The sequence below is a fragment of the Zhihengliuella halotolerans genome, assembly GCF_004217565.1.
Taxonomy (GTDB): Bacteria; Actinomycetota; Actinomycetes; order Actinomycetales; family Micrococcaceae; genus Zhihengliuella; species Zhihengliuella halotolerans.
The window spans coordinates 3,323,623-3,339,542 of sequence record NZ_SHLA01000001.1 but is presented as its reverse complement, the minus strand read 5'-3'; the positions used below and the strand labels follow the sequence as shown (position 1 = coordinate 3,339,542).

Here is a 15,920-nt window from a genome sequence, read left to right as displayed (position 1 = left end):
CGACCCCATCATCGTGGCAGGCCGGGGGCCGGGCCGCGATGGGGAGAAGTCCCCATCGCCGGCGCGGGGCAGCATCCTGCTACCGACCAGACGGCGACGTGCCCGTCGCGTTTAAGTCAGGACAGGACGGTCGGTCGCCCGAAAATCGCCGCCTGCAGCGAATCCTCGAACTGGCGCGAAATGAAGCCGCTGTCAGTCGGCAACAGGAGCACTTCCCCCGCGCCCGTCACAGGGTTGTCAGCAAGGCCGATTCTGTAGTGGCCGCGGTCCCCCGCATTGACGTAGTGAATCGGGTCAACGCGCTCGCCATTTGTCTCGACATCCAGCCCCCAAGAGAACCAGGGGTTCTGCCACACAGCGCCGGTAACCGGCCCGGCGCCCTCCGGCAAAGGCGCTTCCCCGCCCAGACGCTCCTCGAACAAGGGGATGGGGATGAACGGGACCTCGAGGTGGAGATTCCAGGCCGGGCCTGCGCCCGCCCAGCGAAGCATGGCCGACGTCACTTCGGTCACCGGAAGAACCTGAACATTGAAGCGGGCCGGATCATCCGGATGCCACGGCTGGTTCAAGACACGCGGCCCGTACCCCTGCTCAGCGGCAACCACGGCCCAGGGACCGAGCACGAAGATCTGGAGCATCGTCTCCCCGTCTCCGAACCGACCGGTCAGCCTCACGCGGACCACCGATTCGGTCAGGGCCACCGATATCAACTCGCCGAGCGCGCTGAGCCGTCCATTCTCGACAATGCCCAGATCGATCAGCTCGGCCAGAACGGGATCGGAGGCCGCCGCCAGTCGTCCTAGTACCGCATCCTGCAATTCGGACGTCCGCGCGAGCGCTTCTCCAGTCATCCAGATTCCGACGCCGATCGACGCGCTTCGGGCGAGTTCTTCGAACAGCTCTTCCCGCTCGACTTTCTCTGCAGCCGTGGCGATCCTGTCCAGGGTTGACCCGATCTCGATCCTTCGACCCTCAACATCATCTCGATTCGGCGAGCGCAGAACCTCGATTGATCGTACGATCTGCTGGAAGGCGTCATCGAAAATGATCCGAGACGGCAAGGAGGTCGTGGTGCTCGCCTGAATCGCCCAGCCGTTTTCAAGGTAGAGATAGTCGACGCCGTATACCGTTTCACCCTCCGGATTCCGATGTGTGTACTCGATGAGCCGGCCCTCATGCGCGGCTTGGGGCAGACCGTACTCGTCCTCAACGACGACGTCGGCATCGTTCACAGCGATCCGCTGCGCCCACTCGTCCACGTTCACGATCCGGCCCTCACGGAGGTCCGATGCGAGAGACGACATTGCCTTACGCGAGAAATCGGCCAGAGTTCCCGTGTAGGGGAGCGCTGTCACTGCGATATTCGGCGTGAACTCGTTTTCTGCTGGCGGCATGGTGGCGAAGAGCTCCACCTCAGGGCTGGGCTCGGCTGCGACCCAGGTGCCGGGAATCTCCATGGTGAGCACCCGACCGATGCCGTTCACTCTGGTTGTGCTCTGTGCGCTCACTGCAGACCCTTCTTTTTCGCTCGTTCCGGTACTGTCTCGCCGGGGCCCCATAGCGGTACGTCCACGGCTCCGACATCACCGCCGCGGGCCACCCACTCTTTCTGCCACTGCGGTGCCAGGGCAGCCGGCCACCAGAACTTGGCCGCAACAAGCACCATACCGACAGGGAACACGGTGTAGAACTCGATGGCCTCAGCCGCGTCGGATCCAGAGACCCGCGCCATCGCACCGGGGATGAAGGAAAGAACCCAGATCCCGGCCGCGCCTGCCTTCAACGGCAGATAGTTCAGCCGGTGGAACGCACCATATTCCGGCCGGTCCACCGCCCATCGGCGGGATCGGCCCGACCATGCTCGACCGGCAATCATGAAGAACGGGGCGGAAATCGCGACGATGAACAAGACGACAAGCGCTAACAAGAATGACCTTTCCGACTAACCGAACGGGTTGAGTGCGCCGAGAACCTTCTTGCCGGTGTCCACGGCGGCACTACCGACATCCTTGACGGCACTGACAGCGTCACTGGCGAACTCCGAATGTCTGAGATCGTTGATGAGACCACCGACCTTCTCACCAGCCCAGCTGCCGACGACACCTCCGGCCCAGCCACCGACGAACCCGCCGACAGCTGCGCCGACGCCAGGAATCGGGATCAGAACCTGCCCGAGAGCGGCACCTCCCGCCCGGCCCGCGATGGTTCCGGCGATCTCGCCCGCTGCTTTGGACGACGTGACAACAGTCGCGTCGACGGTCGCAGCCCTGACGTGCTCTTCCATTGTCCCGTCGGGGTTGCGTTCGAGCGAATCGTTGTACCCCTCGGAGAACGAACCGTAGAAGGTCACCCCGTAATCGAGCGGCGTCAGAACCTTGCCGAACTTGTCAAGGGCGTTCATGGCCTTGTTCGCCCCCGGCGGCAGCCGGAACGGAGCCCGGGTATTCGTCGGAGGTGTCCCGTTGCCAGCCGACAGACGGATGTTGAGCCTGACGTCACGCCCATTCACGCTCATCGAACTGCTCTTCAGATGCGGATACTTCCGCACGAGCCAGCCGAGCGCGCTCTGCTCCGGCAGATTGCGCAGCATCTCCCGCGTCTTGTTGCTGGACAGGCGCTCGGGATCCACACCACTGGCTCGCATCATGCGTTCCACATAGCTCTCGGGAACGCTCAGGGCTCTGAGGCTCCGCTCCGAGATGTTGTATCTCTCGGGCATGCCCCGCTGCGTCATGAATGGATTGTTCTGGGTGTTGAACGTGAAATTGAGCTTCCCGTTCTTATACGACAACTGCGAGACGACCGCATTCGTTGCCGCTCCACTCCTCGGGGCGACCCCGAGGAGAGGAAAGAGATAGGCGGGAACGTTGATTTCATGCAATTCCGAGGGATCGTGTCCCTCGAGCAGATACGCGGGATTCAAGTTCCGGATGGCGCTGGAGCAGGTGCTCACCGCCGCATCGTAGTCGTTGGCGACGCTGTCGACTCGCTCCTGCAGGGTGTTTTCATCGCTTGAATGGCTGTCGCTCTGGTCTGCCACCGGGATCGCGTTATGCGTCCTGGCGTCCGATTTCACGTCGTTGTAGCGGGATCTCAAACCGTCCACCGCGGACTCGAAATCGTCCAGTGCATCCGCAACCCCGTCCATGGTGCCTTTGAAGGCTTCGACGCTCGGATGCATGACTTTGGCCGGCGCGCCCAGAATTTGCTGATCGTGGGTCGTCTTGAAGTGGTCAGTGATGTTCTTCCACTCGCTGTCCACGTCAGTGTAGATCGATTCCACTGAACCGCCGAGAGACCGGATCCGGGAAGCTGCCTGCGTTATGCCGGCAGACGCCGGGAGCTTTTCGGGCAGATTGGATGTGTCGACGCTCATTTTCCGTCTTCCTCTCCGGTCGCAGGCATGGTGTAGATTGCCCGTTCCGCTTCGACGGCCATCTCCTCGTCGCCATCGACGAAACCCTTGATGGCTTCACGCGTCTTGCCGCAGAAGTAGAGCCCGGAATTTCGCGCCTGCGTAAGTACGGGCCCGGCGAAGTCGCTCAGGAGGGTGTCGAGGGCATCGCCGATATCGAGATGATCACATGCTTCCGCAGCAGCTTCGAATCGGTTGATCAGCGGCGTATCCTTCTTCTCCAGCCGTTCGATCTCGGACTCGGTCCGCGTGACAACACCGCGTGCATTGCCGGGATGTACCTCCCACGTGCCCCACCCCATGATGATCCCTTCTGCTGTTTCTTCTCAGAGATCACATTAGACGAATCGACAGTGGAACCGCGATGGGGAGAAGTACCCATGTCAGTGGGCGGGGCCTACGGCGCTTTCTCGGCATATGCGCGGAAGGACTCGAGCTGACCGGATTCCGCGTCGGCGAGGGCCTCCCGGAGCTCGCCAACGCCGTTCCCGCCGTCACCGTTGACCCGGACGCCAACGCGCAGCCGCAACCTGGTCTGGTCGCCCTCGGCCACCAGCAGATACCCGTATTCGATGCGCACGTCCGCGCCGTCGGAACCCGTCGCCAAGGTCAGCGCGCCGCCCGGTTCGTACGTCACGACGGACAATTGCCGCTCGTGATCGCCCGCGGTATACCGCAGCACCTGGCCCGGTGCCGCGGCACCGTGGGCGTGCATCGTGTCGACGCCGGGCATCCACTCGGGCGCCGCGGTCCAGTCCGTGAGCAGCGACCAGACACGCGGTTGCGGCAGGTGGATCAGGATCTCGTCTTCCAGTGCAGTGATGGCCTCCATGAAAAACATCCTCCCCCTTCCGCACAGCATGCGGAAGGGGGAGGATACAGTTTCGCCGAAGCGCGGCACGACGCCGTCGGACGGCCTACGCTTCGATCGCGGCCTTCGCGTTGGGATCCGAATCATCGAGGAAGCGGTTGATCCGCTCGACCTCGTCGGTCTCGCCGATCGCGGCGGCCGCACGGCCCAGCGCGTACAACGAGCGCAGGAATCCGCGGTTGGGCTCGTGCGTCCACGGCACCGGGCCCTGCCCGCGCCAGCCGGCCTTGCGCAGCGAGTCCAGACCGCGGTGGTAGCCCACGCGGGCGTACGCATACGACTCGACGTACTGTCCGTCGTCGTACGCCTCGCCGGCGAGGACCGCCCAGGCGAGCGACGACGTCGGGTGCGCCGCGGCGACGTCGACAGCCTCCGCACCGGCGGCGAACTTCGCGTCGACGTCGGTCTCCTCCGGGAGGAGGGTCTCCGGGATGCCGAGCAGGTTCTTACCGAGGGAGTCGCTCACGGACGCCACTACTTGATCGACTTGCCGGCGGAGCCGAGCTGACCGGCGGCGGCAGCGATGCGCGCGGCCATCGACTCTTCGGCCTTGGCGCCCCACACGCGCGGGTCGTAGGTCTTCTTGTTGCCGACCTCGCCGTCAACCTTCAGGACACCGTCGTAGTTGGAGAGCATGTGGCCGGCCACCGGACGCGTGAAGGCGTACTGGGTGTCGGTGTCGATGTTCATCTTGATGACGCCGTAGGAGACAGCGTCCGCGATCTCCTGGTCGGTCGAGCCGGAGCCGCCGTGGAAGACGAGGTCGAACGGGTTGTCCTTGCCGATCTTCGCTCCGATCTGCTTCTGGATGTCGGCGAGAATCTCCGGGCGGAGCTGCACGTTGCCCGGCTTGTAGACGCCGTGCACGTTGCCGAAGGTCAGGGCGGTGATGTAGCGGCCGTTCTCGCCGGCGCCGAGGGCTTCGACGGTCGCGAGCGCATCCTCGACCGTGCTGTAGAGGTCCTCGTTGATGTCGTTCTCGACACCGTCCTCCTCGCCGCCGACGGCACCGATCTCGACCTCGAGGATCTGCTTGGCTGCCGCAGTGCGCGGCAGCAGCTCCGCGGCGATGCGCAGGTTCTCCTCGAGGGTTTCGGCCGAGCCGTCCCACATGTGCGAGTTGAAGATCGGGTCGCGTCCGGCCTTGACCTCGGCCTCGGAGGCCTCGAGCAGCGGCAGGACGAAGCCGTCCAGCTTGTCCTTCGGGCAGTGGTCCGTGTGCAGGGCGATGTTCACGCCGTACTTCTTGGCGACCTCGCGGGCGAAGGCGGCGAAGCCGAGCGACCCGATGACCATGTCCTTGACCGAGGCGCCGGACCAGTAGGCCGCGCCACCGGTCGAGACCTGGATGATGCCGTCGGACTCGGCCTCGGCAAAGCCGCGAATCGCGGCATTCAGGGTCTGTGAGCTGGTCACGTTGACCGCGGGGAAGGCGAACCCTCCGGCCTTCGCGGCATCGATCATGGCGTTGTACTTGTCCGGGGTAGCGATGGGCATACCGTCTCCTGACGTCTCGCATTTAGATGGGGTCGGGACAACACTGTCTGCGTTCCATCCTAGGGCAGACTCCGTCACATCCGATGGCGTGTTTCGACGGACGTCACTCAGTGGCGGCCCGCGCCCGCCCGGCGCTCGACGAACCAGTCGATCGACTCGGCGAGCGTGCGTTCCCACGGGGTGTGCGTCAGGGCGAATTCGGTCCGCGCCGCGGCGTCGTCGAGCACGAAATCGTGCTGGAACTGGTGGTTCGTCTCCCGCAATTCCCGCAGCAGCGGCACGACGGCGCTGGCCGCCGCGAAGACGGCCGGCGGCAGCGGGCGCACGCGCACCGGCGCCCGGCCGAGGATCCGCGTCACCTCGTCGGCGACGCCCTGATACGACGACGGCGGCGCGCTCGGCGTGTGCCAGGCCCTCCCCCAGGCCGCACCGGAATCGCCCCGCTTCAGCACGGCGACGGCGAGGTCGCCGACGTCGTCGACGTTGGTCCAGGAGTGGAGCGCGCCCGGCGCGCCGGCCAGAGAGGTGACCCACCGGCGCCCGGCGACGAGGGGCTTCACGATCAACTCGTTGAGCATGCTGGTCCCCGGCAGCCCCTGGCCCGCGTAGTCCGAGGATCGGATCTCCGCGGCCAGCAGGTCGCCTTGCGCATGAGCACCGAGCAGGTCGTTCCACATCTCCGCCCGAAGCCGGGATTTGACCCCGTGCGGGCGCAGCGGCTGCTCCTCGACCATGGGGCCGGCCACCGGTCCGTACGCGTAGAGGTTGCCGATCAACACGAGGCGCCGCCCCTCGGCTGCCGAACGGACAGCCGCAGCGATCGGCGGCCAGTCCGCGGCCCACCGGTGGTAGGCGCCGGGGTTGACGGCGTTGACGATTCCTGCGCACGACGACGTCAGCCGGCGCAGCGCCGCCGCGTCGGAGACGTCGCCGGCGACCGCGCGGACACCGTCGACGCCCGGATCTCGCCCACTACGGCTGACGAGGAGCACCTCGTCCCCTGCCCCTGCCAGCCGTCCGGCCACGGCTCGACCAACCGGCCCCGCCCCGAGTACCGCGTACCTGCCCATCTTCCCGTCCCCTCGTCCGCCCCGCACGACTCTTCCGAGAACAGTGTTCACTATTTCCGTTCTACAATCAAGAACACCGTTCTCGTTTGCTCCGTCGCCGCCCAGCCGGGAGGATGACGGCATGGATCAACCGCCCGACGCCGCCCTCCCCTTCGGCGCGCGAGCGCGCCACCGCCGGGCCGTCGAGACCGAGATCCTCTCCGTCGCACGCCGCCACCTCGCCGAAACCGGCGCCGCGGCACTCTCCCTGCGGGCCGTCGCCCGCGACATGGGCCTCGCACCTTCCGCGCTCTACCGCTACGTCGAGAACCGCGACGAACTCCTCACCCGACTGATCGTCGCCGCCTTCGACGCCGCCGCAACAGAGGTGGAGCGCGCCGAGTCTCGGATCGACCCCGACGACCTGCCCGGGCGCTGGCGGGCCATGGCGCACGCCCTGCGCGCTTGGGCGCTCGCGCATCCACACGAGTACGCACTCGTGTACGGATCACCCGTCCCCGGTTACCACGCCCCGGGAGAGCTGACGACGCCGTCCGGCACCCGCGTGATCGCGCGCCTCATGGCGCTCTACGCCGACGCCGCGGCGGCCGGCGCACGCCCGCGCCTGGCGCCCCTGGCACCTGACGCACGCGCCGCCGTCGTCCGCGCCCTGCTCGGCGACGCCTCGCAGGAGCCAACCACCTTCGACCCCGACCTGGTCCTTGCCGGCGCCACCGCGTGGATGCTGCTGCTGGGCACGATCTCGCAGGAGGTCTTCGGGCACGCCGGCAATCTCGGCTCGGCAGCCGAGCCGCTCTTCGACGCCTCGATCGCGCAAGCCTGGGCGATCGTTACGGGCGAGAACTAGATACGCCAGCAGCTCGAGAGGGCCGGAGCCCCGGCGAAGCGCGCTTCGAGGAAGAGCAGCGCGCGCGGCACGGCCGCCGCGTAGCCGCCGAGGTGCGTCGGCGCGGCTGTGGTCTCCCAGGAGACGACGGCGCCCTGATCGCACCAGCGCTCGGCCACCCCGCGACCTGCGCGGTAGGGGATGACGTCGTCGAGCAGGCTGTGGGAGAGCAGGACCGGCACCTCGGGGGCGCGCCCCGCGCCGATCCGCTGCTCCTGGAGGACCCCGGCGAATGGGGCCCGCCGCGAGAGGTCCGTGAACGACTCTCCCGTCGTGGTCAGCGTCGAGGTGTTGACGAACGCGTGGCCCGCGAGCCCGTCCACGACGCACTGGTCCGCCGCCGCGGCGACGCGGTCCCGACCGGCCGCATTGAGGACCGAGGTGAGGTCGATGGGGTACTGGGAGTCGAGCGAGGACATCGCGAAGAGGAGGAAACCCGTGTAAAGCGTGGAATCGATCTTCGTCGCTACCTGTTGGAGATCGCCCGGGACCGCGCCGGCATAGGCGCCCTTGAGCTGCAGCTCGGGCGCATAGTCCGGCGCAAGCTCGGCAGCGGCCGCCGAGGCACCGCCGCCCTGCGAGTAGCCGACAAGCGCGGCCGGGTTCTCGGCGTCGATACCGTCCAGCCCCAGGTTCTGGGCGGCTCGCAGCGAATCGAGGACGGCGTGCCCCTGCGCGGCGCGGACCATGTAGCTGTGCGCGCCGGGGGTGCCGAGACCCTGGTAGTCGGTGAGCGCCAACGCGTACCCGGCCTCGAGAAGTGCCGCGACCATGGGGCCTTCATACTCCTGGCCGATGGCCATCTGCCGAGACGGCGCGCAGTGGTCGCCCGCCCCTTGGGTGCCCACTGCGTACCCGATGAGCGGCCGCTCTCCACGTCCCGACCAAGCGCGGTTCGGCACCAGCACCGTTCCCGTCACGGCCATCGGCGCTCCGTGGGCGTCGGTGGAGGTGTACATGATGCGCGTGGCCGTCGCGTCCGGCTCGATGAGTCGCACGGGGTCCAGGTAGAACTCCGCGGACTCACTCCGAATGAGCGTCCCCTGCCCGTCGGGCAGAGTGGAGGGCGGCAGGTAGAAGTCCCCGTCAACGGAGCGCGAGAGCTCCTCGAGCGCCTCTTCGCGCAGGAGATCGCCGTCCGTGGCCGCACCCGCATCCGTCAACTCCTCCTGTGCCGGGGCCGGGTCCGCCGTCGCCTGTGCCGGACTGCCGGCCGCGACGAGCGACGCCGCGGCGATGAGCGCTGTCAGGGTGATGGAGATGCTGCGCCGGTGGCGGGCATCGCTTCGGCCTCGTACTTCAGCGGAGTGGCCGCCGGTCTGGTCTTCGCGCCTGGTCATACGGACTCCCGTCGTCGATGTGCGGCGTCTTTGCCGCCGGCTCGAACACGAACTACCTTCCGGTAACATGTGAGCCACGACACAGACTAGACCGATCAAGGCCGATCGTAAAGGGTGGAACCGTTGGTGGCGTCAAGCAGAACGACTCCACGCCGCACCCGAGGGGCCGATTTCACTCTTGTTTTATTCGACTAAAGGCTATTGCTTCTCGAAGCAATCTTCTATAATTGAGTCATGGTTCAGGCGCAGCGGTTTCGCATCCAGATCGGGGACGTCCTCCTCGATTTCGAGCCCGCGCCGCCGAAACCTCGCCCCGGAACCGCCCCGCCGTCGCTCAAAACCAAGCTCTCCACCCCCGACTCGCCTGCCCTCCGGTCGGGTCGGGACGCCGTCGACGCCGCCGCGTCGGCCATGGGCCCGCAGGGGCTGCTGGCGTTCGCCGAGCGATTGCGCTGTTTCGCCGAGGCCGCCGCCTACGAGGCCGCGGTGCGGCTCGAGGAACACGCGCAAGCGGAGCTCGCGGCGGAACTCGACGAGGTCGCAGCTTCCTCGGAAGGCATGGCGCGCTCCGTGTCCGCCGGGCGCCTCGCAGCAGACGCTCCGGAGCAGGCGGCGGTCCAGGAGATCGCGTCGGTCAAAGGCATTGCCCGGCAGAGCGCAGCCCGCGAACTCACGCGCGCTCGACTGCTGAGCCGCGAAGTGCCTGCGGTACTCGACGCATTGGCTTCAGGCGAGGCGGGCCCGATCCACACTCGCAACACGGTTGATCTCGCCGCCAAGATCGTCCCGGCAGAGGTCCCCGCGCCCGTCAGCGACGACCCGGCGTCCCTCGAGGAGCATCAACGCGCCCTGCGGGCCTCCAGAGATGAGTGCCGAGCACGACGACGGGGATTCTGCGACGACGTGCTCGCCCATGCCCCCGGCAAGACCCCGGGACAGCTGGACCGGTACGGCAAGCGCCGCCTCGAGCGCGAGCTCGACGAGCCGTTCGGCGCCCGGCACCGCCGAGCGTGGGCAGACCGGTTCGTCGCCGTCGACCCAGCCGACGACGGCATGTGCTATCTGACTGCATTCATCCCCACGGCGGCCGCGGAGGCGATCGACCGCCGGCTCGCCGAGTACGCCGCGGTTCAGACCAGCCCGGAGTCCCGCACCCGGCCCGGTCTCCCCGGGCACATAGAGACGGCCCCTGACGGTGCCGAAGCCGGCGAGGAGACTCCCGAAACGCGCACGGCGAGGCAGATCCGAGCTGACGCGTTCGTCGATATGCTGCTTTCCGGGCCGGAAGCCGTCGGCCTGTCGAACGTGAAACCGGCTATCACCGTCACGGTCCCGGCCTCCCTCATCGGCGCGCTCGAAGCATCTTCCGCCGCCCGCCCGGATCCCGCAAACGCCACCGGCCCGGTCGCTCACGCAGATCCGATCCGCCCGTCAGGCGGCGATCAGCATGACATCACCACCGGACTCGCCGAAGCGGAGAGGTTCGGCGCTTTCGGCCTCGACGAACTGGCCGACCTCCTGCCGCAGGCCGGCACGTGGACCCGGGTCGTCACCGATCCGTGGACCGGAGCCATCACCGAATTCGACGCCAACGCCTACCGGCCACCGGCCGCGCTGAGACGTGCCCTCGCGCTGAGGGACAGGACCTGCAGAGTCCCGGGCTGCGGACGCCGGGCCAGTGCGTGCGAACCCGACCATGTAGTCGAGTACCAGCATGGCGGGGCGACCCGGCTGGAAAACCTCGTGAGTCTGTGCAAACGATGCCACCGGTTGAAGTCATGGGGCCTGTTGACCTTCGACCTGCAGCCGGACGGGACTCTCGACGTCGAGACGTTCTGGGGCACTCGCCGCGTCACTCTGCCCGATGCGCCTTGGGGCGCTGCCCCGGCGCGAGCCGTCCGGCAGGTAGCGACCATGTTCCGCGCCCGCACCATTAAAGTCGACACCGGCGAGGCCGGCCTGGACTTCTACCGGCACGGTCCCGGCCTGTGGTTGCAGACGCTGCCCGGCAGCCGGGATCTCCCCGGAACTCGGGACCGCGAATGCGTCGGCGCCCCGAACGGGGAACTCGAACGCCTCAGCGCGCGGATGGAACGCAGCATCGTCGAGTACTTCCGCCCCTGCCCCTTCTGACCGCGCGGGCTCACCGGTCAGCGGACATGGGCAGAGTCAAACGGCAGAGCAGCGCGCACTCCCTCGACGAACCGGCACAACGCGTGACGGGAAGGTGCGGCGGGGCGAGGTCAGGAAGAGCGCTGACCGAAGACGTGGCGGCGAATCCAAGCATGCATGGCGATGCCGGCCGCAGACGCCGCATTGATCGAGCGGGTCGAGCCGAACTGCTCGATCGACAACGTCGTCTCGGCAGCTGCATGGACCTCATCACTCAGGCCGGGGCCCTCCTGACCGAAGACCAGCACACAGTTCCGCGGCAGGTCGTAGGTCTCGAGCTGCTGGGAATCGGGGAAGATGTCGACGCCGATGATCGCCAGCCCCTCGGCACGCGCCCACTCGACGAACTCGTCCACGCTCGGGTGGTGGCGCACGTGCTGGTACTTGTCCGTGACCATGGCGCCGCGCCGGTTCCAGCGACGGCGGCCGATGATGTGCACCTCCTTGGCCAGGAACGCGTTCGCGGTGCGGACCACCGTGCCGATATTCAGATCGTGCTGCCAGTTCTCGATCGCAACGTGAAATTCGTGCCGGCGAGTATCCAGCTCGGCGACGATCGCGTCGTGCTTCCAGTACCGGTACTGATCCAGCACGTTGCGCCGATCGCCGTCGCGCAGCAAGTCGGGATCCCAGTGCTCGCCTTCGGGCCACTGCCCCTCCCACGGCCCGACGCCGACCTCCTGGACCGGCTGCTGCGCCGGCGTCGTCTGGGCATCGCCTGCGGCGTCCGCGGCATTGTCTGGAATCTCGGTGTGGTTCACCCGCCCAGCTTAATTCAGACCGGGGCGACGGGCTGCTGGAGTTCGGTGACCCAGTTTGACTGGTCCTCGCCGTCGGCCCGCACGTAGAGCTCCCGGCACGGACCCGACGGGGCGAGCCCACGGGCGATCGCCTCCGAGTGGATCGCCTGCCAGGTTTCGGCGATGCGGCTCATCTCACCGAGGTGAACCCCGCACACCGACCGGCCGACGGGTGGTAGTTCGACGATCTCCACACCTTCGCGCGGCTCGCCCGTGTAGACGTATCCCGCCGTGATGCGCAGTCCCTCCTCGCTCATGTCGTACTGGGCGACGGGCGTTTCCAGGGCGCCCGGCGCGGAACCGATGACGGCCGCGACGCGATCGAACAGGGGGCCGACCACGCCGGCGACCTCCGACTGGTCCTGGACGACGGCGGTTCCGGCGGCCAGCCGGAGAGACGGCAGCGACTTCTCGATGATTTCGACGATGGACATGTGATTCTCCCTTTCGATGAGTCGGAGCCGGTGTTCGACGTCGACGAGTCGGGCCGCGGCGAGCCGGTAGTCACGCTCGACGTCGGCACGGCGTGCGCGCAGGAGAGACTCGACGCGTGCGGCGTCGACGCCTGCCTCGAGGAAGCCGGCGACGTCCTCCAGCCCGAACCCGAGCTGCCGCAGCGCCACGATCCGGTGCAACCGCTCGAGCTGCGACGGGTCGTAGGAGCGGAACCCCGTGAACTCGTCCACGCGCGCAGGCACCAGCAGCCCAGCCGCGTCCCAATGCCGCAGCATGCGATGACTCACCTGGCCGATACGCGCGAACGCTCCGATGGACAACATGCTTCAGTTCTCCCCTCTCTCACCGTGTGAGAGTCAAGCCGCGCGCGCAATCGGCGCTCCAACCCAACCGGCATCGTCGCTCCGGCTCGGGCGGCATGGCCTCAGTCGGCGTCGCCGAAACCGAACGCGCGGTAGTGCTCGACGGCGTCCGGTGGCACCAGCGCGTAGACGGTCTCGGCACCCTCCGCGTGCGCATTGTCCGCGAGGCGCTCGATGACGGCGCCGATGTGCTCGGGACCCAGCGCGTCGTCGTCGTGTACGGGGAGAACCGGCGCGACGACGGCGAAACCGTCACCGTACGCGACCCGCCCGCGGGCGACGGGTCGATCGAAGACGGTGAGTTCGACGATGTCGTAGTCCGCCAAGGGCGCCTCGAAGAGCGCGTACTCTTCCGGCAGTTTTCGGGGCGAGCCGACTTCGAGCGTGGCCGCACGCAGGAGCGTGGCGTCGTCTGGACGGTCGGATTCCAGCTGCTCCCAGAGCGGAGCCCAGTCGTGAGTGCTCATGGACAGCACGCTACACCCGGGAATACCGTGCTGCCATGACGACCGCCGCGGATCCCCTCCCCGTCCTCTTCGCTGCCCGCGGGGACGTATCTGACGCAGAAATCAACAGGCTCCACGCGCTCGCCTTCGATGAGGTCGCGACAAACAGGCCCTGGACCGAGCGGCTCGAGAACTACAGCCTCACATGGACTACCGGACGCCTGGACGGCGAGTTGGTCGCCTTCGTCAATGTTCTCGGCGACGGCGGGGAGCACGCGATCCTCATGGACACCATGGTGGCCCCTCGCCTCCAGAGATCAGGTGCCGGGACGCGACTCGTCGACGCCGCCGCGACCCAGGCGCGGGTTCTGGGCTGCCGCTGGCTGCACGCAGACTACGAGCCGCACCTCACCCCCTTCTGCGAAGGATCCTGCGGCATGCGTTCGACCCGGGCAGGGCTCCTGTCGCTGTGACTCAAGTGCGCAGAAGTCAGACCGGGGGCCCGGTGCGCGGGCCGAAGACGGCCAGCGGATCCTCGGGTTCGGGCTGGTCCGCCTGTCGGTTCCAGAAGACCACCACGGCCGCGTAGCCGGACACGCCGAGAGCCACGCCCGCCGCCATCCACCAGGGGTCGGGCAGCCACGTAGCGACGGGGACGGCGACCGTCAGGCCGACCACCACGTTGAGTTGACGCCAGGTGAGCCGGCGCGCCGGCAGGTCCCGAAAGAGGAGAGTCACCAGAGTGCCGGCCAGCAGGAAGGGAGCGGCGAGCGCGAGCGCGACCAGCATCCCGAGCGCCACCGAGAAGACAACGGCCGTCAGCGCGGCGCCGAAACAGACGCCAATCACCTGCCCGTAGAACCTGACCACGATTACCCCTCGCGCGTTGCGGATACGCCCATTCCAACACACGATCCGGTGGCCCCACGGCGCACGAGGTAGCGTTGGAGGGTGCTGCATACCGAATCCCCCGCCGGTGGCGACCCGGGACCCACCTCAGAAATCGCGCGGAGACGGACCTTCGCCGTCATCTCCCACCCTGACGCCGGCAAGTCCACGCTGACCGAGGCGATGGCGCTCCAGGCCCGCGTGGTCGACGAAGCCGGAGTCACGCACGGCAAGGCGAGCCGGCAGTCCACGGTGTCCGACTGGAACGACGTCGAACGCGAACGCGGCATCTCCATCAGCTCCTCCGTGCTGCGCTTCGACTTCGCCGGCAAGGTCGTCAACCTCCTCGACACCCCCGGACACTCGGACTTCTCCGAGGACACCTACCGGGTCCTGATGGCCGTGGACTTCACCGTCATGCTCATCGACGCGGCGAAGGGCATGGAACCGCAGACGCGCAAGCTCTTCGACGCCTGCCGCCGCCTGAGCCTGCCCGTCATCACGGTCATCAACAAGTGCGACCGCCCCGGCAAGGAACCGCTCGAGCTGTTCGACGAGATCCAGGAGGCGACCGGCCGCGCGCCCGTCGCCGTGAACTGGCCGGTCGGTCTCCCCAGCGCCTTCCAGGGACTGACGACGCCGGGTGAGGACACCTACACGTGGCATGAGGCCACGCAGTCGGGGGCGCGCGTGGCCCGTGAGGAGGTCGTCGCGGGCGCAAGCGACGAGCGGCTCGAGCCCGGCGCCTGGTCGGCCGCGAGCGAGAACGCCCTCCTCGCCCGCGAACTCAACGGGGCCTTCGACGACGAGGGCTTCGAGGGCTGCGAGCAGACTCCCGTCTTCTTCACCGCGGCTTCGAGCAACCTCGGCGTCCGGGCGGTCATGGACTTCATCGCGGCGCACGCGCCCGCACCCTCTCCGCGCACCGCCGTCGCGGGCCACACCCGGGAACTGACATCGGACTTCTCCGGCTACGTCTTCAAGGTCCAGTCCGGCATGAACCCGGCCCACCGGGACCAGATCGCGATCGTCAGGGTGAACTCCGGGACGTTCGAACGCGGCATGGACATCCGCCACGCCCAGTCCGGACGACCCTTGAACTCCAAGTACGCCCACCACCTCGTCGGACGCGGGCGCGAGACCGCCGGCCTCTCGTGGCCGGGCGACATCGTCGGATTCGTCAACGTGACCGGCCTGAAGATCGGCGACACGATGCACTCCGGCAAACGCGTCGAGTTCCCGCCGATGCCCCGCTTCAACCCGGAGCGGTTCCGCGTCATCCGCTTGACCGACTCCAGCCAGCAGAAGCGGTTCGCGAAGGGGATCGCCCAGCTCGAGGAGGACGGCACTGTGCAGGTGTTCCGCACCCCGGACGGCAGCCCGCGCGGACCCGTGCTCGGCGCTGTCGGCGACCTGCAATTCGAGGTCGTCAAGGAGCGTCTGCGCCGGGAGTTCGGTGTCGAGACGGCCTACGACGAGCTGCTCCCCTACGAGCTCTCCCGCCCCTTGAAGGGTCCGAACGTCGAGTCGCTCAAGGAGGTCTTCGGCACCGGCCTGCTCTACCGGCCCGACGGCGAGGTGATCGGCGTCTTCCACGACAAGTGGAAGCTCGAGCGCGCCCTCGAGCGACTGCCGGAGCTGTTCGCGGCCTGACAAGGGGAGACTGAACGCAGAGGGCGCCCGTACCGGAGATCCGGTACGGGCGCCCTCTGCGTCG

Annotated in this window: 17 protein-coding genes; 4 read left to right on the top strand and 13 right to left on the bottom strand. The window is 67.6% G+C overall.

What is annotated here, in order from left to right:
* Positions 1 to 116: 116 nt before the first annotated feature.
* The 8 genes from EV380_RS15405 to EV380_RS15370 all read right to left on the bottom strand — a co-directional run bounded on the left by EV380_RS15405 (position 117) and on the right by EV380_RS15370 (position 6,853).
* Positions 117 to 1,508 carry a hypothetical protein gene (locus EV380_RS15405; protein ID WP_130451851.1) on the bottom strand — a complete coding sequence of 464 codons (1,392 nt, stop codon included), beginning with the start codon at positions 1,506 to 1,508 and terminating at the stop codon, positions 117 to 119.
* Positions 1,505 to 1,909, bottom strand: coding sequence for a hypothetical protein (locus tag EV380_RS15400; RefSeq protein WP_130451850.1), 405 nt, complete (start codon positions 1,907 to 1,909; stop codon positions 1,505 to 1,507). The genes EV380_RS15405 and EV380_RS15400 overlap by 4 nt, the downstream gene beginning before the upstream one ends.
* A gap of 33 nt (positions 1,910 to 1,942) precedes the next feature.
* On the bottom strand, positions 1,943 to 3,376 hold the full coding sequence (locus EV380_RS15395; RefSeq protein WP_130451849.1) for a hypothetical protein: 1,434 nt from the start codon (positions 3,374 to 3,376) through the stop codon (positions 1,943 to 1,945).
* Entirely contained in the window at positions 3,373 to 3,717 is a 345-nt protein-coding gene (locus EV380_RS15390; protein ID WP_130451848.1) for a DUF6507 family protein, read from the bottom strand. The genes EV380_RS15395 and EV380_RS15390 overlap by 4 nt, the downstream gene beginning before the upstream one ends.
* A gap of 95 nt (positions 3,718 to 3,812) precedes the next feature.
* Complete coding sequence (locus tag EV380_RS15385) at positions 3,813 to 4,247, bottom strand: SRPBCC family protein (protein ID WP_165391983.1); 435 nt, start codon at positions 4,245 to 4,247, stop codon at positions 3,813 to 3,815.
* Positions 4,248 to 4,332: 85 nt separating this feature from the next.
* Positions 4,333 to 4,752: a DUF3151 domain-containing protein gene (locus EV380_RS15380; RefSeq protein WP_102158214.1), complete on the bottom strand. Its 420-nt coding sequence runs from the start codon at positions 4,750 to 4,752 to the stop codon at positions 4,333 to 4,335.
* A gap of 8 nt (positions 4,753 to 4,760) precedes the next feature.
* Positions 4,761 to 5,783 (bottom strand): class II fructose-bisphosphate aldolase, encoded by a 1,023-nt coding sequence (gene fbaA / locus EV380_RS15375; protein WP_130451846.1) that lies wholly within the window; start codon positions 5,781 to 5,783, stop codon positions 4,761 to 4,763.
* A gap of 107 nt (positions 5,784 to 5,890) precedes the next feature.
* Positions 5,891 to 6,853 (bottom strand): NAD-dependent epimerase/dehydratase family protein, encoded by a 963-nt coding sequence (locus EV380_RS15370; protein WP_130451845.1) that lies wholly within the window; start codon positions 6,851 to 6,853, stop codon positions 5,891 to 5,893.
* 121 nt (positions 6,854 to 6,974) lie between these two features.
* Here EV380_RS15370 and EV380_RS15365 point away from each other — a divergent pair, with 121 nt between their 5' ends.
* A complete protein-coding gene (locus EV380_RS15365) occupies positions 6,975 to 7,700 on the top strand; it encodes a TetR/AcrR family transcriptional regulator (RefSeq protein WP_130451844.1) in 726 nt (241 codons plus the stop codon).
* Here EV380_RS15365 and EV380_RS15360 read toward each other — a convergent pair.
* Entirely contained in the window at positions 7,697 to 9,079 is a 1,383-nt protein-coding gene (locus EV380_RS15360) for a lipase family protein (RefSeq protein WP_207219452.1), read from the bottom strand. The genes EV380_RS15365 and EV380_RS15360 overlap by 4 nt on opposite strands.
* 234 nt (positions 9,080 to 9,313) lie before the next feature.
* Between EV380_RS15360 and EV380_RS15355 the strand changes: the two genes are divergently transcribed.
* Positions 9,314 to 11,212: an HNH endonuclease signature motif containing protein gene (locus EV380_RS15355; protein WP_130451842.1), complete on the top strand. Its 1,899-nt coding sequence runs from the start codon at positions 9,314 to 9,316 to the stop codon at positions 11,210 to 11,212.
* A 110-nt stretch (positions 11,213 to 11,322) separates the two neighbouring features.
* Here EV380_RS15355 and EV380_RS15350 read toward each other — a convergent pair whose 3' ends face one another.
* The 3 genes from EV380_RS15350 to EV380_RS15340 all read right to left on the bottom strand — a co-directional run bounded on the left by EV380_RS15350 (position 11,323) and on the right by EV380_RS15340 (position 13,336).
* Positions 11,323 to 12,012 carry a TrmH family RNA methyltransferase gene (locus EV380_RS15350; protein ID WP_242607652.1) on the bottom strand — a complete coding sequence of 230 codons (690 nt, stop codon included), beginning with the start codon at positions 12,010 to 12,012 and terminating at the stop codon, positions 11,323 to 11,325.
* A gap of 14 nt (positions 12,013 to 12,026) precedes the next feature.
* A complete protein-coding gene (locus tag EV380_RS15345) occupies positions 12,027 to 12,830 on the bottom strand; it encodes a MerR family transcriptional regulator (protein ID WP_130451841.1) in 804 nt (267 codons plus the stop codon).
* Between the two features lie 101 nt (positions 12,831 to 12,931).
* The gene (locus EV380_RS15340; RefSeq protein WP_130451840.1) at positions 12,932 to 13,336 is read right to left on the bottom strand and encodes a hypothetical protein; all 405 of its coding nucleotides are present in this window, start codon (positions 13,334 to 13,336) and stop codon (positions 12,932 to 12,934) included.
* Between the two features lie 35 nt (positions 13,337 to 13,371).
* Here EV380_RS15340 and EV380_RS15335 point away from each other — a divergent pair, with 35 nt between their 5' ends.
* Positions 13,372 to 13,788 carry a GNAT family N-acetyltransferase gene (locus tag EV380_RS15335; RefSeq protein ID WP_130451839.1) on the top strand — a complete coding sequence of 139 codons (417 nt, stop codon included), beginning with the start codon at positions 13,372 to 13,374 and terminating at the stop codon, positions 13,786 to 13,788.
* A 16-nt stretch (positions 13,789 to 13,804) separates the two neighbouring features.
* On the opposite strand, the gene EV380_RS15330 is transcribed toward EV380_RS15335, so the two are convergent.
* On the bottom strand, positions 13,805 to 14,185 hold the full coding sequence (locus EV380_RS15330; protein WP_130451838.1) for a hypothetical protein: 381 nt from the start codon (positions 14,183 to 14,185) through the stop codon (positions 13,805 to 13,807).
* 81 nt (positions 14,186 to 14,266) lie between these two features.
* On the opposite strand from EV380_RS15330, the gene EV380_RS15325 reads away from it, so the two are divergent.
* Positions 14,267 to 15,856 (top strand): peptide chain release factor 3, encoded by a 1,590-nt coding sequence (locus tag EV380_RS15325; RefSeq protein WP_207219450.1) that lies wholly within the window; start codon positions 14,267 to 14,269, stop codon positions 15,854 to 15,856.
* Positions 15,857 to 15,920 lie beyond the last annotated feature (64 nt).